Consider the following 257-nt stretch of genomic DNA (forward strand, 5'->3'; position numbering starts at 1 on the left):
ATTCATGCCTGCGAGATCGCCGTGCTGGACCTCGAGACCGATCCCGATGCCCTGAAGATCATCACCGAAGCGAGCCGTACGGCCGTCGAGGTCGACGGATCCGACGCGGTGGTCCTCGGAGGCGCAGGGATGGCAGACCTGTGTCGGCACATCTCCGACGAGATCGGCGTCCCCGTCGTCGACGGCGTCTCCGCCGCCACACTGGTCGTCCAGTCGCTGGTGACACTGGGACTGCGGACGTCCCGACGCGGCGAGTA

1 protein-coding gene is annotated in these 257 nt (G+C 66.9%); it reads left to right on the top strand.

The window, feature by feature from the left end:
* Window positions 1-257 (top strand): aspartate/glutamate racemase family protein (locus AC0IX4_RS23145; protein ID WP_471831425.1); only part of this gene is annotated, 257 nt, incomplete at both ends.

The organism is Rhodococcus sp. AC861 (genome assembly GCF_979256035.1).